The organism is Coprococcus ammoniilyticus (genome assembly GCF_025567345.1).
Classification (GTDB): Bacteria; Bacillota; Clostridia; order Lachnospirales; family Lachnospiraceae; genus Coprococcus; species Coprococcus ammoniilyticus.
Window position 1 is genome coordinate 295314 of the sequence record NZ_JAOQJS010000006.1, and the last position, 25643, is coordinate 320956.

General features: G+C 37.6%; 14 protein-coding genes and 1 CRISPR repeat array. Of the genes, 8 read left to right on the forward strand and 6 right to left on the reverse strand.

The window, feature by feature from the left end:
- The first annotated feature begins 22 nt into the window (after window positions 1-22).
- The 5 genes from cas3 (at window position 23) to OCV60_RS11500 (ending at window position 13616) form a co-directional block, all read left to right on the forward strand.
- The gene (cas3, locus tag OCV60_RS11480) at window positions 23-2392 is read left to right on the forward strand and encodes a CRISPR-associated helicase Cas3' (RefSeq protein ID WP_262530196.1); all 2370 of its coding nucleotides are present in this window, start codon (window positions 23-25) and stop codon (window positions 2390-2392) included.
- A gap of 9 nt (window positions 2393-2401) precedes the next feature.
- On the forward strand, window positions 2402-2896 hold the full coding sequence (locus OCV60_RS11485) for a CRISPR-associated protein Cas4 (protein WP_243000420.1): 495 nt from the start codon (window positions 2402-2404) through the stop codon (window positions 2894-2896).
- 12 nt (window positions 2897-2908) lie between these two features.
- Window positions 2909-3901, forward strand: a complete 993-nt coding sequence (gene cas1b / locus OCV60_RS11490; RefSeq protein ID WP_117808677.1) for a type I-B CRISPR-associated endonuclease Cas1b — start codon at window positions 2909-2911, stop codon at window positions 3899-3901.
- Between the two features lie 3 nt (window positions 3902-3904).
- Window positions 3905-4183, forward strand: coding sequence for a CRISPR-associated endonuclease Cas2 (gene cas2, locus OCV60_RS11495; protein WP_008401184.1), 279 nt, complete (start codon window positions 3905-3907; stop codon window positions 4181-4183).
- Window positions 4184-4352: 169 nt separating this feature from the next.
- Window positions 4353-12865: direct repeats of the CRISPR family, unit length 30 nt; unit sequence GTTTTAATAGATACATGGTGGAATGTGAAT.
- Between the two features lie 37 nt (window positions 12866-12902).
- Window positions 12903-13616 carry a hypothetical protein gene (locus OCV60_RS11500; RefSeq protein WP_262530197.1) on the forward strand — a complete coding sequence of 238 codons (714 nt, stop codon included), beginning with the start codon at window positions 12903-12905 and terminating at the stop codon, window positions 13614-13616.
- Between the two features lie 163 nt (window positions 13617-13779).
- Here the strand turns inward: OCV60_RS11500 and OCV60_RS11505 are convergent, their stop codons facing one another.
- From OCV60_RS11505 to OCV60_RS11515, 3 genes are all read right to left on the reverse strand, one after another.
- Window positions 13780-14730, reverse strand: coding sequence for a PIN domain-containing protein (locus tag OCV60_RS11505; protein WP_262530198.1), 951 nt, complete (start codon window positions 14728-14730; stop codon window positions 13780-13782).
- Between the two features lie 184 nt (window positions 14731-14914).
- On the reverse strand, window positions 14915-16006 hold the full coding sequence (locus OCV60_RS11510; RefSeq protein WP_262530199.1) for a fibronectin type III domain-containing protein: 1092 nt from the start codon (window positions 16004-16006) through the stop codon (window positions 14915-14917).
- A 937-nt stretch (window positions 16007-16943) separates the two neighbouring features.
- Complete coding sequence (locus OCV60_RS11515) at window positions 16944-17576, reverse strand: LysR family transcriptional regulator substrate-binding protein (RefSeq protein ID WP_317258985.1); 633 nt, start codon at window positions 17574-17576, stop codon at window positions 16944-16946.
- Between OCV60_RS11515 and OCV60_RS11520 the strand changes: the two genes are divergently transcribed.
- Entirely contained in the window at window positions 17570-17956 is a 387-nt protein-coding gene (locus OCV60_RS11520; protein WP_186847746.1) for a thiamine pyrophosphate-dependent enzyme, read from the forward strand. The genes OCV60_RS11515 and OCV60_RS11520 overlap by 7 nt on opposite strands.
- Window positions 17957-18129: 173 nt before the next feature.
- Window positions 18130-20349 (forward strand): transglutaminase domain-containing protein, encoded by a 2220-nt coding sequence (locus OCV60_RS11525; RefSeq protein WP_262530201.1) that lies wholly within the window; start codon window positions 18130-18132, stop codon window positions 20347-20349.
- A 156-nt stretch (window positions 20350-20505) separates the two neighbouring features.
- Here OCV60_RS11525 and OCV60_RS11530 read toward each other — a convergent pair whose 3' ends face one another.
- The 3 genes from OCV60_RS11530 to OCV60_RS13175 form a co-directional block, all read right to left on the reverse strand.
- Window positions 20506-22227, reverse strand: coding sequence for a polysaccharide pyruvyl transferase family protein (locus tag OCV60_RS11530; RefSeq protein WP_262530202.1), 1722 nt, complete (start codon window positions 22225-22227; stop codon window positions 20506-20508).
- A 133-nt stretch (window positions 22228-22360) separates the two neighbouring features.
- The gene (locus OCV60_RS11535; RefSeq protein WP_262530203.1) at window positions 22361-24508 is read right to left on the reverse strand and encodes a Tex family protein; all 2148 of its coding nucleotides are present in this window, start codon (window positions 24506-24508) and stop codon (window positions 22361-22363) included.
- A 32-nt stretch (window positions 24509-24540) separates the two neighbouring features.
- Window positions 24541-24714: a ferredoxin-thioredoxin reductase catalytic domain-containing protein gene (locus OCV60_RS13175; RefSeq protein ID WP_416810457.1), complete on the reverse strand. Its 174-nt coding sequence runs from the start codon at window positions 24712-24714 to the stop codon at window positions 24541-24543.
- Window positions 24715-24941: 227 nt separating this feature from the next.
- Here OCV60_RS13175 and OCV60_RS11540 point away from each other — a divergent pair, with 227 nt between their 5' ends.
- Window positions 24942-25598 (forward strand): HD domain-containing protein, encoded by a 657-nt coding sequence (locus OCV60_RS11540; protein WP_262530204.1) that lies wholly within the window; start codon window positions 24942-24944, stop codon window positions 25596-25598.
- Window positions 25599-25643: the final 45 nt, after the last annotated feature.

The following is a 25643-nucleotide window of genomic DNA, read 5'->3' on the forward strand; positions in this document are numbered from 1 at the left end:
AGAGAGGGATTGACAATACGATATGGAATATTATGCAAAGTCAAATGACACCAAGAAAGAGGTTAAAAATGTAAATGACATCAGAAACATATTGATTTATCTTTTGGACAACCAGATGGATAAATTGAATGAAAACGAGTCGAAGATGATCATTTCTTACTTGGATTCTTTGAAACAGCAAACTGTTCAGGAGCAAAAAACTTTAAGAGAACATGAGAAGGATATTGTTAACTGTGCAGGAAAATTCTTTGAGATTTTTTATATGTATTTTACAGAAAAGGAAAAGAATCTGGTTTTAGAGGCATGCCGAGTGCATGACCTTGGAAAAGCTAATTATATTTTCCAAACAATTGTCAATCCCGGACTTGCAAGGATGGCAGAAAGTCAGATACCACATGGTTTCCTTAGTGCACTTAGTTTATCAGAGAAACAGATTAAGCAGGAAATACCTGGATGTACAGACGATGACTTTTCTATGTTGTTGACAGCAGTCTATTATCATCATGATCGGAAGGATAGTTTTTCTGATAGAAATTTTTATGACTATTACGATAAATGGTATAAAAAATATTTGCAGGAATATTTGGGAAAGAAAGATGTGAAATTTTCTGCCGCAAATCGTAATCAACTGTTGTATTCGAATAATCCTACAATGAAATTGAGAAGTGTAGATGAGCCAACATGGTGTGAATATATGCTGATAAAGGGATTGTTGAATAAGTTTGACTGGACGGTAAGTGCAGGATATGAAGAAGCAGAATTACACAGTGACATTGCTGAGAAAAAATTATGCAGCACGATTCGCGATTACTTTTCAAATTCATTGCGTGAGTTGCAGGTTTTTATGCAGGAACATAGTGATGATAATGTTGTAGTTATAGCACCTACTGGATCGGGAAAAACAGAGGCAGCTTTATTATGGGCAAATGGTGAGAAAGGTTTTTATACATTACCGTTAAAAGTTTCTTCTAATGCCATATATAGCAGAATAAAGAACAGGTATATGTATAAGGATGTAGCATTGCTTCATTCTGATAGCTTAAGCAGTTATTTTGATGGAACAGATGGGAAATTTACAGATGGGAATACCAGATATGAGCAGGCAAAATTGTTCTCGTATCCACTTACTGTCTGCACGGTAGATCAATTATTTAAATTTGTTTATAAAGCCCCGGGAACTGAGATTTTTGCAGCAACACTGAAATATTCAAAATTAATTATAGACGAGATTCAGTCATATTCTCCTAAGATAGTAGCAGCATTAATTTACGGCTTGTCAGAACTAAAACAAATGGAAGGAAAATTCGCAATCATAACAGCAACATTTCCGCCGGTTTTAGAATTTTTTATGCGAAAATATCGGTTGATAAAGGATCGGGATTATATTTTTAGAGATTTTTCCGATACAATGGGAACAGACAGGCATACGATCGCATTATTTCATGAAGAATTTGATTTTGACAGAATTGCGGAAGATGGATACAAGAAAAAAGTTTTGGTCATATGCAATACAGTATCAAAGGCACAGAAGGTATATGAAGAATTATCCCAAAGAACAGACGAGGTATTCCTGCTTCATTCCAGATATATTCGGAAACATCGAGATCAGTTGGAAAAGATGATAATGGATTTTTCCGATAATGATGAGATGACAGGTATATGGGTAACAACCCAGATTGTAGAAGCAAGTCTGGATATTGATTTTGATGTTCTTTATACGGAGATGTGTACGGCTGACAGTTTATTGCAAAGAATGGGACGGTGTAATAGAGCAGGAAAAAAGGATATAACCGATGCAAATGTATTAATTTATGTTAATTATTCAGGATGTATGAAGAATGGAAAAGGAATATATGACAGTGATATATATGATAGATCTGTACGATTATTAGAGGAATATAATGGAATGCTTTTTTCCGAAAAAGATAAAGTTCAGTATATGAATAAAGTTTATGATGTAGACGCATTAAAGAATACGGATTACTTCCAAACGATAAAAAGGAATCTGGCTAAATTTAAATCGTTGCAGCCGTTAGATTATACATCTAAGAAAGATATCGATGAGGATTTTCGTGGAATAAAAAGTATTACAGTAATCCCAGATAGAATATATCAGGAAAATCAGGAGCTGATCGAGGCAATAACGGGTGTTTTAGATACACCATATGTTGACAGTAATATACGAAGGATATTGAAAGCAAAACTGGCAGATATAACTCTTAATCTGAATCTGTATTCGGATCGGAGAAAATTAGATGGTGTGGATTTGAATTGTATAAATGACAGATTAGATATTCACAGGACATGCTTATTATATGATTTTGATGAAATGACAGGACGGGGTATGGGCTTATCGTTAACGAAGTATGATGATGAGTGGAATTTCATATAAGGAGGAATTGTGGAAAATCGAGTTACTGGTGTAATGATTTATTATTATTTTGTGTGTAAAAGAAAATTATGGTATTTCATAAATGAAATAAACATGGAATCCGATAATGAAAATGTTATGTTGGGTAAATTACTTGATGAGAACAGTTACCGGCGTGATGATAAACACATTAATATCGATAATGTAATAAATATTGATTTTATAAAAGAGCATCAGGAATTACATGAGATAAAAAAGAGCAAGGCAATAGAAGAAGCAGGAATCTGGCAGGTTAAATATTATCTATATTATTTGAAACAACGAGGAGTTAAGGGTTTAACGGCAAAGATTGATTATCCATTGATCAAGAAAAATATTGTTGTTGAACTGTCAGAGGATGATGAAGTACAGTTGCAGAAGATAGTTGCAGATATAGAAAAGTTAAAAATGCAGGAACAACCACCAGCATTTGAAAAACAAAAAATATGTGGAAAGTGCGCATATCATGATTTGTGTTTTATCTAACATGGAGGGATAATGGGACAAAGTTTTTATATTTACAATAGTGGAGATTTAAAAAGAAAAGATAATACACTTCAATTTATATCTACAGGTGGAGAAAAAAGAGATATTCCGATTGAACGAATTGATGATATTTATGTCATGTCAGAAATGTCATTTAATACAACATTTTTGAGTTACATTTCTCAATATGGAATCCCGATACATTTCTTCAATTATTATAATTTTTATACAGGTAGCTTTTATCCAAAAGAAAAGCTGTTGGCAGGTCAATTATTGGTAAAACAGGTTGAACATTATACTGATTATGGCAAGAGATTGACCATTGCAAAAAAAATTATAGAAGCGGCTGCCGATAATATTTACCGAAATCTCCGGTATTATAACGGGCGAGGTAAGGATGTGTCTTCCTATATGTCAGAAATTGATTCGTTGAGAAAAGAATTACCCAAAACATCAACGATTCAAGAGTTAATGGGAATAGAAGGAAATATACGAAGACATTATTATGCAGCGTGGAATGTTATCATTGATCAGGAAATAGAGTTTGATAAAAGAGTTATGCATCCGCCTGATAACATGATTAATTCGTTGATTTCTTTTGTTAATTCTCTGATTTATTCAAAGGTTCTTAGTGAGGTGTATCATACACAATTGAATCCGACGATAAGTTATCTCCATGAACCTGGTGTCAGAAGATTTTCGCTATGTCTGGATGTAGCAGAAATTTTCAAACCGTTGATAGGAGATCGACTTCTTTTTTCTTTATTAAACCGTAATCAGATAACAGAAAAAAGTTTTACGAAGGAGTTGAACTATTTGCATTTGAATAGGGATGCATCCAGATTGATTGCACAGGAGTTGGAGAAAAAATTACAGCAGACAATTATGCATAAAGATTTAGGTCGCCCTGTTACATATCAGTATCTGATGCGTTTAGAGTTATACAAGTTGATCAAGCATCTGATCGGTGAAAAAGAATATGAAGGATTCAGAATATGGTGGTGAAATATGTATGTAGTATTGGTATATGACATAAATAAAGAAAACAATGGACAAAAACGATGGAATCATATTTTTAAGATTTGTAAAAGGTATTTGTCCCATATACAAAATTCTGTTTTTGAGGGAGATATCACAAAAGTACAACTTGTGAAGCTGAAACAGGAGCTGGATGAATATATTGATCATGAATTGGATTCCGTTATTATATTTAAAAGCAGGCAGGAAAAATGGTTGAATAAAGAATTTTGGGGTAAGGAAGATGACAAAGCCAGTTTCTTTATTTGAAATTGTCGACCATAAATATTGCAAAAACTGCCGTCAGTCGACAATGTGATGAAATATAGAAAAATGGAATATACAATTAAAAAATAGAAAGTGTATTCCCAGTATTGAAGCAAGGTCGACAGAAAGAGGATATGAAAGCATTGTAAAATATTGCTTTTTTATAGTGTTGGTTTTAATAGATACATGGTGGAATGTGAATCATGAACAGGTGCAAAGCGTCACTTTGCGAAGCTGTGTTTTAATAGATACATGGTGGAATGTGAATTATTTACAGAAAAGTAAATGTCACGGAGATTATATGTTTTAATAGATACATGGTGGAATGTGAATGATTTTGACATATTCCGTTATGCAAATTTTTTTGCGTTTTAATAGATACATGGTGGAATGTGAATAACTCAATTACATTCATTTTTGACTTTACGCCCTCGTTTTAATAGATACATGGTGGAATGTGAATAAATATAATCTCCGTGACATTTACTTTTCTGTAAATAGTTTTAATAGATACATGGTGGAATGTGAATGCAGATCTATTGCTATAAGTAAAAGTTATAGCAAGTTTTAATAGATACATGGTGGAATGTGAATAAACGTGCCACTAAATCGTCATGCAATTTTGAAAGGGTTTTAATAGATACATGGTGGAATGTGAATCAACTTACAATGATCTTAAAAATGTAACAACTGAAAGTTTTAATAGATACATGGTGGAATGTGAATATAACATTTAAGGCGAAGTATACCGCAAAGGTAACAGTTTTAATAGATACATGGTGGAATGTGAATATACTCAGGTTATGAACAAATTGCTATCAAAATTAGGTTTTAATAGATACATGGTGGAATGTGAATCAAACAAACTCGGCATTGGTGCTGATGCGTATAGCGTTTTAATAGATACATGGTGGAATGTGAATTCACTACGTTTAATCTCTGACGTAATGTGTTCTCAAGTTTTAATAGATACATGGTGGAATGTGAATTAGGCTATGGTCACACTGGAAGAGATGTAAAGAAGTTTTAATAGATACATGGTGGAATGTGAATTATGACCGCTTAGCGTGTAGAAAAGAAGCGTTTGGTTTTAATAGATACATGGTGGAATGTGAATCGCTGAACAGGGCGATGCATTAGAATACGATCTTTCCGTTTTAATAGATACATGGTGGAATGTGAATCAAAAAATAATCAGACAGAAACAAACGCAAGGGAATGTTTTAATAGATACATGGTGGAATGTGAATTTATCTCAAAGACAATGCATATACCGAGTATGCGTAGTTTTAATAGATACATGGTGGAATGTGAATGAATGAGAATAACCACACGCATCGGACACTATGATGTTTTAATAGATACATGGTGGAATGTGAATACGGTTCCAGACTGAATGTATTTGATGATGTATTTGTTTTAATAGATACATGGTGGAATGTGAATAAGACACTGGATGATATTTATGTGTTGCTTCACTGGTTTTAATAGATACATGGTGGAATGTGAATGATAGCCCCGATCTCGTCCATCACAAAGATAGTTAGTTTTAATAGATACATGGTGGAATGTGAATGACGTTGGTCGTTGGTTCTTCTGTTGTTGGTTCTTGTTTTAATAGATACATGGTGGAATGTGAATACTCTTTACCGTTGATTGAGTGTTGTTATCTAGAATGTTTTAATAGATACATGGTGGAATGTGAATGCTTTTATTTATGAAGATAACGGTATTTGATATCACTGTTTTAATAGATACATGGTGGAATGTGAATGAATTTATTGACACAATAAAGCGAACCTGTAATCTGGTTTTAATAGATACATGGTGGAATGTGAATAAAACATTGGACGATATATATATCCTGCTCCATTGGGTTTTAATAGATACATGGTGGAATGTGAATTCGGATCATACGCCAACTTACGGACAATACGCCACGTGTTTTAATAGATACATGGTGGAATGTGAATACCGAAAGAATCAGCAGACAATCTATCATTTTTACCGTTTTAATAGATACATGGTGGAATGTGAATCATAACTGATTTTGCAATCAGCCGGGTCTATTTTTTGTTTTAATAGATACATGGTGGAATGTGAATATAGCTAAAGACGTAGAATCTGACTTGTACCTATCGTTTTAATAGATACATGGTGGAATGTGAATTATTCCCTTGTAACACTATAAGATGTACGAAGTGTGTTTTAATAGATACATGGTGGAATGTGAATGTGTTGAGCAAGGTTTCGATAGTAACACGATCATACGTTTTAATAGATACATGGTGGAATGTGAATTATTTTTTTGAGATAAACGGGATTGGAGGTCATGCGTTTTAATAGATACATGGCGGAATGTGAATTATAGATTCACACTCCTTTTACTAAAACGCATTAAAGTTTTAATAGATACATGGTGGAATGTGAATAATAGCCCCGATCTCATCCATCACGAAGATAGTTACAGTTTTAATAGATACATGGTGGAATGTGAATCCGATTAGATTAGTAACGCACTGTGCCGAGGCATTTAGTTTTAATAGATACATGGTGGAATGTGAATCCTATACGCGGTAAGTATAATTGAAATGAAACGTAGTTTTAATAGATACATGGTGGAATGTGAATACAAATCGCAAAAATTCTGGAAAGAAAATGGTTTTGTTTTAATAGATACATGGTGGAATGTGAATACATGACTACAACAGTAGATAGCCTATCTCTTTTTGTTTTAATAGATACATGGTGGAATGTGAATAAAGAATTAAGGCTGTATAGACAGAACGGCATTGATCGTTTTAATAGATACATGGTGGAATGTGAATACCGACAAAGAAGGTAAGACAAGTAAGGGATTCAAGTTTTAATAGATACATGGTGGAATGTGAATACTATATAGCCGGTATGATCGTATCAACCGGTTCATAGTTTTAATAGATACATGGTGGAATGTGAATTTTGAAGCTGGTGGTCGTAAGGTCGAGGCTCCTGGGTTTTAATAGATACATGGTGGAATGTGAATCGTTTTCTTAACGCACACAAGGTTAGCTGTGATCTGGTTTTAATAGATACATGGTGGAATGTGAATCAGTATGTTGGGAATGTTAGAAGTAGTAAACGACAGTTTTAATAGATACATGGTGGAATGTGAATCAGTGTACTGGTCACGTGTCCTAGTTACAATAACGTGTTTTAATAGATACATGGTGGAATGTGAATTTGTAGGTAATCCTTATTTGGCTGTTTTCTTAGCAGTTTTAATAGATACATGGTGGAATGTGAATACGATTGCCGTTACAAGAAAAAGGTCAAACGGTGTAGTTTTAATAGATACATGGTGGAATGTGAATTTTTCTCTTTCATGTTCTTTCTCCCTCTTTCTCTCGTTTTAATAGATACATGGTGGAATGTGAATTGAAAACGGATGTGAATTTTTCTTCGTCCGTTTCAACCTTAATCGTCTGTATCGTTTTAATAGATACATGGTGGAATGTGAATCCCATACTGCCACTATCGCCTTAATGATCTTCGGTGTTTTAATAGATACATGGTGGAATGTGAATGCGCGGAAACGATACTTGTAAGCGTTGCACATGCAGTTTTAATAGATACATGGTGGAATGTGAATTCAAATCCTGCTACAGTTGAGGTTGAGATTGTAGCAGTTTTAATAGATACATGGTGGAATGTGAATAAAATAAGTTAAACGGTATATACGGAATGAGTGCAAGTTTTAATAGATACATGGTGGAATGTGAATTATGACCGCCTAGCGTGTAGAAAAGAAGCGTTTGAAGTTTTAATAGATACATGGTGGAATGTGAATATACAAAAAAGCAGTCATACACCGATAAGCATACCCTGTTTTAATAGATACATGGTGGAATGTGAATTGATTCGCGTATGAAAAGTTTGGTAAATCGGGAACCCGTTTTAATAGATACATGGTGGAATGTGAATGTTAGTTCGCTCAAAAAACCCCTCGGAAGTGGTAGCCGTTTTAATAGATACATGGTGGAATGTGAATATGAGAGCTATATACTTACCGACTGACCAACGTATCGTTTTAATAGATACATGGTGGAATGTGAATATGGTTTGAAATTCTCTATAATTGACATAGAATCCTGTTTTAATAGATACATGGTGGAATGTGAATGATATTCCCATCTCGACCTGAACGGTGTGAATAGCGTTTTAATAGATACATGGTGGAATGTGAATTGAAGTAAATTCTGACGGTGTGATTGTGATAACATGTTTTAATAGATACATGGTGGAATGTGAATGATACAACATACTGTTTCGCTGAATCCTTTTGAGTGTTTTAATAGATACATGGTGGAATGTGAATACGGAATCTATATGTAAATGGTTTGGTATACAACCGTTTTAATAGATACATGGTGGAATGTGAATGTATGTACATTACTTTTTTATCATCGTACTGGTCCGTTTTAATAGATACATGGTGGAATGTGAATTTTATCTAACGGATTTCCTGTTCCCCTTGCGTATACAGTTTTAATAGATACATGGTGGAATGTGAATTAAATTCCGGAACGGATACTACAACAAAATCTTATAGTTTTAATAGATACATGGTGGAATGTGAATCCGATTAGATTAGTTACGCACTGTGCCGCGGCATTTGTTTTAATAGATACATGGTGGAATGTGAATAATTGACGTGGTGACAGGCTTCGGAACTTGTTATGGTTTTAATAGATACATGGTGGAATGTGAATACAAACAAACTCGGTGCAGGAGTAGATGCCGTAGAAGTTTTAATAGATACATGGTGGAATGTGAATTCAATTTTAGCGGAAAGATGGCGCAAATGTCAACCGTTTTAATAGATACATGGTGGAATGTGAATGTTGCATATACTGCTAGTCGGCACACTATCCTTAAGTTTTAATAGATACATGGTGGAATGTGAATGAATGGCTTGCATCTTACAATGAACACTCAGCTAGTTTTAATAGATACATGGTGGAATGTGAATCTACAAAAGAGTTCGTCAGAGTTGCCGATATACCGTTTTAATAGATACATGGTGGAATGTGAATACGGCATCGGTCGTGACGTAGTTGTTTATCAGCTAGTTTTAATAGATACATGGTGGAATGTGAATACTCAATTACATTCATTTTTGACTTTACACCCTCAAGTTTTAATAGATACATGGTGGAATGTGAATCGGTGCATCTGCTCACAGAAGCTAAAGCGGCAGGCGTTTTAATAGATACATGGTGGAATGTGAATAAATTAATGTTGGCTGATGTATTTCCCGATGCGTAGTTTTAATAGATACATGGTGGAATGTGAATCCGATTAGATTAGTAACGCACTGAGCCGCAGCATTTGTTTTAATAGATACATGGTGGAATGTGAATTTGAAACGAGGATATATAAGTCAGCAGGAATTAGAGGTTTTAATAGATACATGGTGGAATGTGAATATGTATAAAAGCTGTCATCGTGTAAATATAAGTTAGTTTTAATAGATACATGGTGGAATGTGAATAAAATATTCAGAGCGGAGCTGTTACCGACAGTTTAGGTTTTAATAGATACATGGTGGAATGTGAATTTTATCTATGCAACTATTCGCAAAACTGATATTTTGGTTTTAATAGATACATGGTGGAATGTGAATAGGATGATTTATATATCGCGGTTCGGTCAAGGGATAGGTTTTAATAGATACATGGTGGAATGTGAATTTCACAGCGCGTTAGGAATGTTAGAGCCAGTAAACAGTTTTAATAGATACATGGTGGAATGTGAATAATAAAATGTTAGAATACTGTTACGCAAGTGGAAAAAGTTTTAATAGATACATGGTGGAATGTGAATAAATAATCACCATGAGCGAACGCGCCCAGTTCGATGTTTTAATAGATACATGGTGGAATGTGAATACCGCTACCACTAAAGATAATCTAACGTGATTATCGTTTTAATAGATACATGGTGGAATGTGAATGTATATACTTCTGATGAACTTGTGTATACCGGGGAGTTTTAATAGATACATGGTGGAATGTGAATAGAGCAAACGCCGCAGTTTGTGTAACTAGATTACAAGTTTTAATAGATACATGGTGGAATGTGAATTTTGAATAACGCAATGACAGATTCTTTATGCTTGATGTTTTAATAGATACATGGTGGAATGTGAATGATGATATTTTTAATATATTCTGCATCATTTTTTCGTTTTAATAGATACATGGTGGAATGTGAATTTTTACATACATAAATACAGTAACGCACAAACGAGTTTTAATAGATACATGGTGGAATGTGAATGAAGACATAGAGATAGAGGAGGAAGATATTTGTAATTAGTTTTAATAGATACATGGTGGAATGTGAATTCATCATCAAAATCTTTGTCACAAATTTCAAATATGTTTTAATAGATACATGGTGGAATGTGAATTTGTGACCCATGCTGTAAGTTCCATCCGGCTGTACATAGTTTTAATAGATACATGGTGGAATGTGAATGCAGGAGGTCTTTGACTATTATACAAAGGTCTTAGGGTTTTAATAGATACATGGTGGAATGTGAATAATGGCTTGTGTCTTACAATGAACATTCAGCTAGTAGTTTTAATAGATACATGGTGGAATGTGAATGGGGTTAAAGTTAGATTTTACTTTTAAGGTAAAGAAGTTTTAATAGATACATGGTGGAATGTGAATGAAAATCGTTTAAATATGTAAAATCATATGATAGAGTTTTAATAGATACATGGTGGAATGTGAATGAATTTTTGTGACTTGTTTGGGTTGAGAATCTTTGAGTTTTAATAGATACATGGTGGAATGTGAATGAATTTCATCACACGCTTGTAAACTATATCCTCGATGTTTTAATAGATACATGGTGGAATGTGAATGTTTCTGCCTTAAAAAAATCATTAGGAAATGGTACTGTTTTAATAGATACATGGTGGAATGTGAATCGCATATAGTATTTTGATATGAATTCATCAAATATGGTTTTAATAGATACATGGTGGAATGTGAATGTCAAGTTCGGTGTAACAAAATGCAAACAAACCATGTTTTAATAGATACATGGTGGAATGTGAATGAATTATGGGCGGTGTTGCATCGGCACTGATTGTAGTTTTAATAGATACATGGTGGAATGTGAATAAACCTAGTTTTTTATTTTGCGCGATAATTCTATCGTTTTAATAGATACATGGTGGAATGTGAATAGGCATTGACCTAGCTAACTTAAATGCACAAATATCGTTTTAATAGATACATGGTGGAATGTGAATGCATATGTCGTAGCATTGTTACCGATTGTCCACGAGTTTTAATAGATACATGGTGGAATGTGAATGTTATTGATATTAACTACATCAATGAGTATGCCTGTGTTTTAATAGATACATGGTGGAATGTGAATGTTGAAGTGAGCGGAATGGTGGCGAGCGTATCATTGTTTTAATAGATACATGGTGGAATGTGAATCTGCGTCAAAGTTTAATGTCCGGGCAAACACTTTCGTTTTAATAGATACATGGTGGAATGTGAATGAAGAATAGTTCTTATCGTGTGTTGAAACAACAACCGTTTTAATAGATACATGGTGGAATGTGAATCAACAACATCATATGCAGGAGATGCTGACACAACCGTTTTAATAGATACATGGTGGAATGTGAATCATAAATCTGTGTAAAGCATCACTTTGTGAAGCTGGTTTTAATAGATACATGGTGGAATGTGAATTAATTTAGGTGTAAAGAATCGAAAAGGAGGAGTAAGTTTTAATAGATACATGGTGGAATGTGAATGTGTTGCAAAATTTAATACTCCAACACCGATTAATGTTTTAATAGATACATGGTGGAATGTGAATTTGTATTTCTTGTAAATATCATGCACTTGCTTACTCGTTTTAATAGATACATGGTGGAATGTGAATGTTGCAATAGCGATTCTGGTTATCAAATATTTATCGTTTTAATAGATACATGGTGGAATGTGAATCTTTTTCTTATAGAATTTTATTTAACCCATGCGCAGTTTTAATAGATACATGGTGGAATGTGAATAAGTAAGGACATCTATTATACTCTTTGTGCTTGAAGTTTTAATAGATACATGGTGGAATGTGAATGAAGAATTTACAAATTATCTTAAAGAAGCCGGTTTTAGTTTTAATAGATACATGGTGGAATGTGAATCATTTAAGTCCTGGCAGATGATGTGTCTGGCAGTTGTTTTAATAGATACATGGTGGAATGTGAATTAGGCTGACTACCGATTACTTGTCTCCATCCAACCAGTTTTAATAGATACATGGTGGAATGTGAATTCATTCCGGTAACAGCCGTAGCACCCGCGTTATATAGTTTTAATAGATACATGGTGGAATGTGAATACTCCTGCTGTGTTACATTATGCAGCTTCCTTATCGTTTTAATAGATACATGGTGGAATGTGAATTTATAGAGGACGAAATAGACCGGAGCCGGGATCTTTGTTTTAATAGATACGTAGTGGAATGTGAATTGGCGCAAGGATTGGTCGGCTGTATCGGATATGCCGGGTTTTAATAGACACATGGTGGAATGTGAATTATGGACATTTTACATAGTATTGAGCTTGAGTTACGTTTTAATAGATACATAGTGGAATGATAACAAAGAAAATATAATTAAAATAAAAGGGGGAAAATAAAATGAAACAAGGAGAACAGGAAGCGAAGGAGATTTTACAATTAAAAGGCTATATATTTGACAATCAATATTATGATGATAATTCAAGTAAGAGTATGCCTGATCTAAAATTTCAAGGAGGGAATTATTTAGAAGTAACACATACGCAACATAATAATAAAATAGCAAAATCTCCAACACAATTTGATAGATTATCTATTAGAGAGAAAACGGAGAAATTACAGGAAATAAGTGAAGCACAAATGCGTTTTATTGCATTGGATTATGAAAGAAATATTAATGGTTCATTTACAGAAGAAGGAAAATGTCAATTCGATAAAGATAAACGACTTCTTGCGAAAAGTTTTAATTACAAAGATGGGCAGCCCTCAGAATTTAAATCGGATATACCAGTGATAGAAGCTGATATAGATAATATTATTGCGGGAATAAGGAAAAAGGAGAAATTACATCCTAAAGGTGATACGGACTTGTTTATATTTGTTTTAGATGATGAATTTGATTGTATGGAACATCTGTTAAAAACAAAAGAAAGAAACGGTGTTACGGATTATTTTCTTAGGGTTATAGAGAAATCACCATTTGAAAAGGTGTTTATATGTGAATGGGATTTTGAGAATCAGTGCTATATAAAGCAGAACCCCAGATTGGTTTGCTATACAACCATAAAAGAACAAGAAGTGAGCTATATAGATATATGCAGTTATAAATTATAAGAGAATTTGATAAGGTCATATAGATACAAATGTAACACTGAGACCGAAAAGTGGCACATGTACATATCCTTCCCCCACCACAGCCTTACTTACCACATCCCCTATATGCGCTTCAGCTCCTGTGGCGGGGGAGAACTTTGTTCTGGTTCCTTTTTGTTACATGCTAGAATGTCTTCTGCAGAAATTCTGCATGCGATTTATAGTAGCGATAGTATTCGGTACCCTTTTCCTGACCATACTTGGTTACGAAGAGGTTGTGAATTTCCCGAAGGTTTGCTTTATGCGGGTATAGTTTTTTATAGAAATCATCAATGAGAGCAATACCGGCATTAGAGTAAACAATCGATAAGAATTTACGGTATTTTGTTTTCTTTTGCCAGTTGACCTTTGGTATCTCGTAGGATGAACTCTTTACTATACCATAGATATAACTTCCTTTTTCCTGACCGTAGATTGATATAAGTATGTTGTGGATGGCGGATAGATTACTTTTCCCGACACAGGAAAGTAATGTATCGACCTGTTCCTTATCATACAGCGGCGTAGATACAGCTTCTGGAATAGCAGCCTGTTTATCAATCTTAGCAGAAACAGCAATTTTGACAGGATTCGCAGCGGGAGTGGCTTCTACGATCACGTCCGGCTTTGGATTTTCTGCCTTTATTACTGAATCATCAATACTTTCCGGTACTGCAGTAAAAGCTGGAATTGCAGGAAGCATTGGCTTTTGTACAGATAGTTCATTTGCCAGTGTGTGGAAAATGGAGGGAGCCTTGCGGCATACATGGTATCCGCGTTCCGTCCAGAAATGTACCACGCTGTCAAAACCTTTATCTTTTGAAACAATGATGAGGTTGTCGTCCGGATTTTTAACTGTATACGAACCAAGGTAGGTTACAAGTTGAAAATCTAAGGCATTATCAGTTCCGTTTTCACAGAGGATGAACTCAGGTTCAAAAGGGGACTGTTTCAATGCGACAACATTTGCATAGGACATGTTAGGAGATTTATCGGTGTAGAATACAAGGATACAGTCATCGTCATTCAGATAATCAAATAGTTGTATCCAGGAATCACCGACGTTCTCACTATCTACAAAAAATATATTTCTCATGATCACCTCGTTTAACCAGAACAAAATAAGTATAGCATATAATTTTATCGAACTGAACAAGAAAATGTCGGCAAAAAAACAACACCTCCACCCCATAGTAGTTTCATATGCAATACATTTCAGAAATTCTGTCTTGTATCATATAACCACCATGGAGCAGAGGTACTTTATATTATGCGGTTATTTAATGAATCGCTTCTGAATTCATAACAGTCTTAGCTGTACCGGCATAAGGGTAAGCCCAGAGAAAACTGCTTATTTTACTATAAGTAACATCCATATTCAGTTCATAGGACTGTACATTTTTGAGATTCTTAATCTTTACATCTTGTGTAGCACGAACCTTGAGCCGGAGTGTTTCATTTGCCTTAAGAGTCAGGCTCTGGTTGCTTTTGTATTTCTTCCATGGGCCATCACCTTTGCGATAGGAAATGATATCAACACCTGTTTCAATGGTCGAACCATCGTCCAGTTCAATCGTCAGTACAGCATTGTCATATAATTTCAATGTGTCATTATAGGCTTTGCTGGTAATCTTATATACTGTTTCGTTATCAGCACATTTTACACTGTTGTCAAATTTGAACGTATATTTACCGCTTCGGTTTGTTGCAGATATCTGTTCGTAGTCTGTAAATGCACTGTAATATTTCTTCTTGCCGACTTTAAGATAAGTTCTGACCTTATAGCGGTATGTCTTGCCTGCTGTTACTGTCTTGTCTTTGTAGTTCAGACTGTCTACACTTTTCTTGACTGTGGCAATCTTCTTGTAGCCCACGATACCCATTTCTTTCCGGTAGATTTCATATCCGGTGGGAAGTACGCCGCCTGAACTGTATAATTTCAGCGTGATCGACTTTGTACTTCTTGGGGCTTCTGCAAACTGGTATTCGTCAAATGAACATGTCAGTCCGGTATAGGCAGATTCCGGAACTCCGGTTTTAATTACACATTTTTTATTCTTATAGCCACGAACCATGTAGCTGTAAGTTTTCTCTGTTTTTAATTTCTTGTCGGTGTAACTTTTCTTATTGCCGGAGATGGTTGCTACCACCTTATATTTGCCGACATTTCCGTTTTTGTTTTCTGTGGCACGATAGATTTTATACTGAGTAACTCCTTTTTGTGCTTTCCATGTTATTTTTACCGAGGTCATCGATGTAGCGGTTGCCTTTATTTCAAGATAGCCACTGGCTTTTGCTGCCGGCATGCTTGTAAACATGAGCTCCCCGATCATAATAAACATGAGTATGAGACTGATAATCTTTTTGTTCATAACCTTCAACTCCTTTCTTCGTCCGATATATACAGTTTATATTAGATGTATTTTTATATTCTGCTTATGTCTTTGCTAACATACCTTATAAATGACACACTTCGCTTTCTATTCGATACATATGTCTTTTTCGTAAATACTACTGTGCCAACTCACCTTCGGCTGAGCGGAGCACTTAGTGAAGACGAGCGTTAGCGCGAAGTCTGAGGTTAGTGCGTGCCATGTAAGTACACTTAGCGAAAACAAGCGTTAGCGTAGTTTGAGGTTAGTGTAGCTTACTCTAATGTACAATATGTATCTCATAACGAAAGCCTCGTGTATGTCATATTACAAGGTATATTGCCATAGACACAAACAGAATATAAAAGATAAATGTTAATTCTATACCTGTATATACGGCTCCATAACCCTAAATTCCAACATATCATCAGATCGATATGCTTATATAAATTATACCATATACATATGCACATCCGGTACTGAAAAAGTATCGTCAAAATGACGAAAAAATCAAGAAAATAGGCGGCTTGCGGCTATATCTGGCAGATTATACATTCTATCAAAATCTCCCTTATAAAGTCCGTTGACGACCTGCGATAGATAATCCAAAGTAGTAAGCCGAAAGTATTAATAAATATCCCGTTACATATCAGCCTGCCTGAGATAAATGTTGAGATTGGATGATGGGTAGATGCGTTCAAATACAGTCCTTGCTTATGGTGTTTGTATCGACCAAGGCATAGCATGATATGACATTAGCGAGGCTTTCGTAATAGAATGCATATTGTCAGTAAATACGAGTGCCTGTTTGAGCCGAAGGCGAGTTGGCACAGGAGTATTTACGAATTAGACATATGCATTCTATAGAAAACGGAGCGAGTCATATGTGCTATGTCGGGGGCGATACAAACACCATAAGCAAGGTTACGCTATCACATCACCCCTCCATCAGCCGGATAAGCTCCTTTGCGGCATTTGACAGATAATGCCCGTTCATATAGCCGATGCCAAGTGTATAGCTGGCGCTTGGATAGTTAAGCTGGATCGCATTGAGGTTGTCAGTCAGCTTCCGGTCAGACAGAAAATTGCCGGGATAAACCGTGCATCCATAGTGGTTGATACACAGATTATATAAGGTTTCCAGATTGTTGGATTCCACACCAACCTTGACAGCCATTTTTTCAGACTGGAAGATGCTGTTCATGGCACTTCGGATCGTATTGCCGGTTTTATTGAGAAGAAAATTGCAAGGTTCCAGAACCTGGATCCTTCCGGTGCTGATCAGGATGCTCTTGACGTGACTGAAGTCCGGTCCGAAACAATTTTTTAGATATTCATCCGTAACCAGCAGGTACAGATGATCTTCCCCTAAGGTATAGTATGCAATATCATCGGCAAACGGAAGCTGTTCTAACATCAGGTCGATATCCCCCTTTACCAACATGTTCTGCAGCTCGATCGAATTATCTTCGATAACCTGGATGTTGATATCTGGGTAGTCGGTCTGGAACTTCGTTAAGATTGTTGGAAGCAGAAGCGCAACCCGGTTAAACCGCAGCGAAGATGTTATATCCGGAAAGAAAGGTACTTGCTGTTACAGGTGATGGTGGTTTCATGATGAATTGTCAGGAGATTGAAACAGCTGTTCGGATGAATGTTCCGATCGTCGTTCTGGTCATGCGGGATGACAGCTATGGTTTGATCAAATGGAAACAGGATGACCGATTTGGCGATCACTGTTTTGTAGATTTTACAAATCCAGATTTTGCAAAAATGGCAGAGAGTATGCATGCAGTTGGACTTCGTGTAGATAAAACAGAAGATTTGAAGGATGTTCTGGAACAGGCATTTGCATCTGGTAAAGTCTGTATCATTGACTGCCCGGTTGACTATGCAGAGAATACAAAACTGACGGAACACTTAAAACAGATGATTGCAGAATTGGAATGATAAATGTATGAAATGCGCGAAGCACATCATGCAGCTATTTAGAAATAAAAAATCTCATAGTATCCTCTTACCATCTATGATAAAATAGAACCAGTATAAAAGGTACGGAATACAGTATAAAACAAGAGGGTGCGCAGACTGGATGCACAGCAGATTGATACAGGGGTGATGCTATGAGAAGATATAGGAAACTGAAAATATTTGTGGCAGGGCTTGCCATGATCGCAGCGGCGGCAACGGGCGGCGGAACCGTATTTGCAGCGGGAACAACAATGGCAGAGATAACAACAGATAAAACGCACGATACTCTGTCAGGAACGGAAGAACAGACAGAGGAAGAAGCGGATACATCTACACAGGTTGAAGATCGACAAGAAGAAACAGATAAAGATGAGATCTTGGCTGCGGAGCCGGAAGAGAATTCGTATGGCTGGGAAGAAATCCTGGGTGACGTAAATGCGGTCACGATGGGAAATGGAATATCCGCCTATAACCTTCGGGAAGACAGGACAGCAACGGACCGGTATTATGATCAGTTGGATGATGTGTCAAAAGAAATATATAATATCTTATATGATGCCTATAAAGATGGCTCTACAACGAGTACGATCACGTTGAATTATTCCAGCGTTTGGAAGGATCAGAAGATTACGATCACATCGGATAATAAGATGGTCATGCCGGATACCTTTCATCCACAGGTGCTGAGCTGGGAACGTGACATGCTGACTCCGGCATTTCTTGCTCTGATCTATGACCATCCGGAGCTTAGCTGGCTGTCGGGTGCAACCTATTATATGTCATACAAAATAAATGGAATTTCATATTATTCGTCTGAGCTGGATGAGAATAACAGTATGGTAAAGGATGTAACAGTTCCATGTATTACGACCTATATCAAAGAACCGTCGGTTGATGCTACAAAGGCGGAGATGGATACGATCGTGTCGGAAGCAACGGAATCGATCAATAAGAAGCTCGCGGGAAGTACATTCAGATATCAGACCATAAAAGAGATTCATGATTATATCTGTAACAGTACATCCTATGCAAAATCTAATACGACAAGCAGTGAATATCAATCGGCTTACAGTGCATTTCGTGACGCGAATGGTGATGGAACGGTGGAGACGGTCTGTGCAGGATATTCCAGAGGCTTTAAGCTGTTGTGCGACGCATATGGAATACCATGTGTGCTTGTGACCGGAGTGACAGATACCGGTGGAGCCCATATGTGGGATCTGGTTCAGATGGAGGACGGTATCTGGTATGGAGTAGATGCGACCTGGGATGACCAGACCGGCCGGACCTATTATGATTTCTTTTTGGTTGGATATGCAACGAAGCCGGATCATTTTGCAAAGACCGATTTCGGAAGCTGTCATATAGCAGAAGGCGCCTGGGATGCAAATGGCGCATATGAATTCGTCTATCCGGAACTGAGTACAGACCTGTATCATGAAGATCAGGATGGAGATGGAATCTGTGATCTGTGTAATGCAATGTTAGATGGTATGAGCGCATCACTTGCCGGATATTCGCTCCGGCTGGAGGAGGAGACGGGAATCTGCTTTTATCTGCGGTTTACAAATACAGTTTTAAATGACAGCGGCGCATATATGGAATTTACGATGCCGGATGGAAGCACAACGCAACAGAAGGTGACGGATGCAGAGAAGCAGACAGTAAATGGAAAACAGTATTATGTATTTACCTGTTACGTGGCAGCAAAGGAGATGGCGGATGATATCCGGGCACAGGTATTTCTGTCCGATGGAACTGCCTGCGGAACAATATATCGGTATTCGGTTCAGGATTATGCGGGATATATGTTAGGCCGGAGCAGTACCTATACAGCAGAACTTCCGGTCGTGAAGGCAATGCTGAATTACGGAACTGCCGCACAGGAATTGTTTGGTTATCATACCGGTGATCTGGCAAATGCAATTCTGCCGGAGACGGAACGTCAGATAGGAAGCATGGATCTGACTGCACTTGCATCCTATCAGTCCGTGCAGACAGGAAATATGCCGGATGGAATTTCCTATTATGGAAGCTCCTTGGTGCTACGTTCAGGAACACTGATCCGTCATTATTTTACAAAAGCAGGTGATGTGGAGCTGAGTGATATAACATTTACCTTAAATGGAAATGCAGTAACTCCGGTATCCATCGGATCCAATATGTTTTATATAGAAATTCCTGCCGTGCATATTCAGAACATTACACAGATGAATACATTGGCAGCAGGAGAGAGTGGAGCGATAACATATGGTGTTTTAAGTTATGCGTATACGGTGTTGTCGGCTCAGACATATGGAAGTACACTGGAACAGGTTATGAAAGCTATGGTTATATATCAGCAGACAGCACAGACCTATCTTGCCAGATGACACATGCTTGTTCAGAATATAAACGAGGGCAAAGAACCGACAAAATAAAAAGAATCAAAAAATAGAAATAAAGACGAATTAAAACAGGAGACTGTATACAAGCATGAGTTGTACACGGTCTCCTGTGTTTCTATCCGATAAAATCCGGATCATTATTTATTTTTTACGAGCCTGTACCATATATTCTTTGAAAGAGGCACGCAGGCTTCGCTCGATATTCGGAATAATATGTCCGTTTTCATTATTTTGCCATACCGCCTGCAGGAAGAATGAATTTCCGGTCAGGAAACGATTCCTTGTAAAGGCATCCGTCTGTTCCTGATCCTGAAAACGACATAATTCGATATCATCATGATATAGAATCTCGGCTGCGGTGTGGAACTGTCCGTCCGTACAGTACCATTTGTAGATACCGTGAAAAGTTGTACGGCAATACCATCCAAGGAAGGTAAAGCCTTTATAACGGAATGGATTCTTTGCCAGTTTTACAACTGCGTTGCCGTCATAGTTCTCATTTGGACGAAATTCAATCGATTTTTCCCGGATCGATTTGTTCAATCCAAAAGTAAATAACCGACAGACAAGATTTTTATTCTTAGCAGAGGAAGCATAGATCAGGTTAAATGGTTCCTTCTTAAAATGCGTATCTGCCAGATTGTATTTCTTTTCAACAGAATGGATCGCATTCAGTATGAAATCACCGGAGGCTTTTCGTTTTTCCTCCAGAAGCTGACCAACTTTGCTATAATCGATCGGTTTTGCTGATTTTGTACTGTCATAGGTTTTTGTAAAACGGCGATCCTCTAAATCAAAGGTTTTTAAGATTGTATCAACCTTATCGCCATGTCTTGCACCAACATAAAACTGCTTTTCAAATAAGATCGAGAATGCACAGGCATGGAATGAATTTGTAAAGATGTATTCTGCCTGTTCTATATATCCAAGCCATTCATCCGGACCAACATTATAGATGACTTTGTAATCGCCTTCTTTTGGCAGATGGACATTGCTTTCATAGGAGGACAGAATGATAAGTTCCAGACCTTTTTCCTTTGCAAATGCCAGAGCCTTCTGGATGGAGTCGATCGCACGCTCCATTACAGCGTAGAGCAGGACATATTTGCGTTCCTGATTTCTGGGCGGGAGCGCAATATCGTGCCAGAATTTTTTATCCTTTAAAAATACAGGATCCAGTACAACCGGAACATCTTTCCCCGTCAGTTCATGAATGTGTTCGGCAAAGCTTGACTCTCTCGCAGCGATTGCCTCGAATGGCGTTGTATATTCGATAAATTCTTTTTCCTGTTCTTTTGTCCAGCCGTTAAAGACACCACGACTGACAGCATATCCGATCTTTGGAGCGTTTTTCATAGGCTCGGCAGCCAGAAAAAATCCACGGTCAAAGCCTTTATCCGGATTGTACTGCCAGATAACATCCGTAGCACAGATGTAGCAGTCAAAATCCAGTTTCTGATCATCCAGATCGTCATGGTGATAGGTTTCTTTGGTGCGGATATAATGAGCATTGATAAAGTTCTCAAATTTCTGATACCGCTTTGGCCATATCGTGTACAACTTGGCAAATTTATTGATCGTAAGTATTTTCAGGTTATGCTTATGTGTCCAGACCTTTTGTTCATCTTTTGTAAGGCCTTCCGGCATTATTTCTGTCAGAGCTTTGTTGTAGCCATGTTGCAGATAAAAATGCAGAGGATAGACCGGATCGTATTCTTTGTTATTGTAGATAGGCATATAGTCAATGACTGTACTTTCGATGCCATGATCTGATAAAAATTGCTGGAAAGCATATGTGTGTAAAGGACACGCAAAATTAAGTGCTTTCGTATGTGTATTTATTGAAATAATCCCTATCTTCAAAACGATAGTTCCTCCCTGAACTTTACATATAATTTATAAACCTTAACAGGCCACATATAGTTTTATTTTATCTTATAATTATATATAAATCAAGCGCAAAAGACAGAATCAGACATTTGTCGTGGGAAATCGATCAGTTAATTCCTTTCATTGTAAGCTGGATCCGTTTCTTGGCAAGATCCACGCTCATAACCTTAACCGTTACGATGTCACCGACGCTGACGACATCCAATGGATGCTTGATGAATTTATCGGACATCTGGGAGATATGCACCAGACCATCCTGATGAACACCGATATCGACAAATGCACCAAAATCGATTACATTGCGGACGGTTCCCTTTAAGATCATGCCTTCCTTCAGATCCTTCATTTCAAGGATATCACCACGCAGGATCGGCTGTGGCATTTCGCTTCTAGGATCTCTGGCTGGTTTTTCCAGTTCTTTTACAAGGTCGGTGACGGTTACTGTTCCGACACCCAGTTTCTTTGCGAGTGCTTTGATATCACCGGCTGCTTTTGTAATGCCCTTTAACTGACCGGATGCAAGATCATCCATGGAATAACCGAGATGCTGGATCAGTGTTTCAGTAACCTCATAGCTTTCCGGGTGGACAGAGGTTGCGTCCAGTGGATTTGTACCACCAGTGATCCTCATAAATCCGGCACACTGTTCAAATGCTTTCGGGCCAAGTTTAGCAACCTTTAACAGTTCTTTTCTGTTCTTAAAACGGCCATTTGCTTCTCTGTATTCTACGATATTTTTTGCCAGGGTTTTGTTGATACCGGAAATATGTTCCATCAGAGGAGCGGAAGCGGTATTTAGATCGACACCGACCTGGTTTACGGAATCTTCTACAACAGCGTTTAATGCTTCTGTCAGCTTCTTTTGATTCATATCGTGCTGATACTGACCGACACCGATCGCTTTTGGATCGATCTTGACCAGCTCGGCAAGCGGATCCTGAAGTCTTCTTGCGATTGAAGCAGCACTACGCTGGCCTACATCAAAGTTCGGGAATTCTTCTGTTGCAAGTTTACTTGCAGAGTAGACGGATGCGCCGGCTTCGTTTACGATCACATATTGAATCTTTGTATCCAGCTCATGGATAAGATCTGCAATGATCGCTTCGGATTCACGGGAAGCAGTACCGTTTCCAACTGAGATAAGGGAAATATGATATTTCTTGATCAGATCTTTTAAGATCTTCTTGGATTCTTCCACTTTGTTCTGAGGGGCAGTTGGGTAAATAACCTTAGTGGCGAGCACCTTTCCGGTTGCATCAACGACTGCCAGCTTACATCCGGTACGGAAAGCAGGATCCCAGCCGAGAACCACATGACCATTGATCGGTGGCTGCATTAAAAGCTGCTTTAAGTTGCTGCCAAATACCTTGATCGCGCCATCTTCAGCAGCTTCTGTCAGACTGCTTCGAATATCGCGCTCAATAGAAGGTGCGATCAGACGTTCATAACTGTCAGTTATAGTGTTCCTTAAAATGTCATTTGTATTTGGATTGTCGCGTACGATCACCTGACGGATCAGATAACCGGTGATCTCATCAACCGGTGCTTCAATCTTAACAGAGAGAAATTTTTCCTTTTCTCCACGGTTGATCGCAAGTGTACGGTATCCGGTCATTTTGCGTACGGGTGTGCTGAAATCATAATACATTTCATATACGGATTCTGCTTCCGGATCCTTGGCAGTTGTCATTAAAATACCCTTGTCCATTGTAAGGCTTCGGATTTCTGTACGATATTCAGCATTATCTGAAATAGATTCTGCAATAATGTCCATAGCTCCGGCGATGGCTTCTTCTGCAGAGTGGACTTCTTTCTCCTCGGATACATAAGCCAGTGCTTCCTCCAGAATCGGCTTATTTGTCATCTGAAGGGAGATGATGTTGGCAAGTCCGGTAAGACCTTTGCTCTGTGCGATTGTCGCACGCGTTTTTCTCTTTGGTTTATAAGGACGATACAGATCTTCCACTGCAACGAGTGTTTCAGCAGCCAGAATTGATTTCTTTAGTTCATCGGTCAGCATGCCCTGTTCTTCGATCGAAGCGATGACCTTTTCCTTCCGGTCTTCCAGTCCTCTGAGATAAGTGAGCCGTTCATCCAGAGTACGAAGCTGTTCATCGTTTAAAGAACCGGTAGCTTCCTTTCTGTATCTTGCAATAAAAGGGATCGTGCATCCCTCATCTATCAATTTAACGGCAGCAGCTACCTGCTCCTGTCGGCACATAAGTTCCTGACTGATTTTCAAAATAATATCCATAATCGTGAAACCTCTTTCTTAATTTGTATCATTCACCGTAACAGGCAATGCCATGTATATAATGTGTGTTCTGATGCGGATCTGGTGATACGAGAACAAACGAATATAGTGCAATGACATATATATTGTGCGTTCAAGTCCGCTTGTTGCAACCCGCACGGACAGGTTGGAACAATATATAGTTGAATATTACGGGAAAGCAGAATCTAGTATATGCGAAATTCCGGCAGGATTCAAGCTTGGAGACAGACAAATTATGGAAAAGTATAAGACAGAAAAACGAAGCAGATGAAAAAATGAAGTATCTATAAAATGACAGATTTGCTGGAAAGATATGGGCGGCTGTGTTATACTGAAATAGATACAAGGTGCGGGTGGACATGTCCGGTTATGTCATATTAAATACCAGTTAAGGTACAGAATGGAGCAGAACATGCAGGGTTTTACAAATACAGCAGACAGGAATGGAACAATTTCTTATATAGAAGAATGTGGCTGTCAGACAGAAGCAGCAGAAGCAGATTGCGTGAAGACTGCAATGGCATTTGCCAGGCAATGTCATCAGGGGCAGACACGTCTTGGAAGAGATGGCAAAGTGCCGTATTATGATGAACATATTCTTGGCGTTTACCATATATTAAAGGACGAATGCCATGTAGAGGATGAAACTGTACTTGTAGTTGCGTTATTGCATGATACGGTAGAAGATACGGACTGTACATTTGAAGATATTGAAAAGATCTTTGGTACGGATATCAGGGATCATGTATATTTATTAAGTAAACTTGAAGGAGAGACCTTCTCTGACTATTCAAAACGTCTATTTGACCACGCCCCGGCACAGGTGGTCATGATCAAACTTGCAGACAGACTGCATAATCTAAGAACTATCCTTTTTGTATCCAATCGCAAATGGATCCAGAGAAAAGTAAATCAGACTTATACCGATATCCTTGATCGGTTAGAACGGGTAAAAGACAATCTGGGAGAGAACTATGCTTCCGAGATATCTATGTTAAAAGATAAAATTATCGAACAACTTGCTGTTGTTCAGGCAGAACTGGACAAGAAGCGGGAGACAATTCAATAATACCGATTTCTCCATCCGTCGGACTTTCGAAATCGTACAGCTATT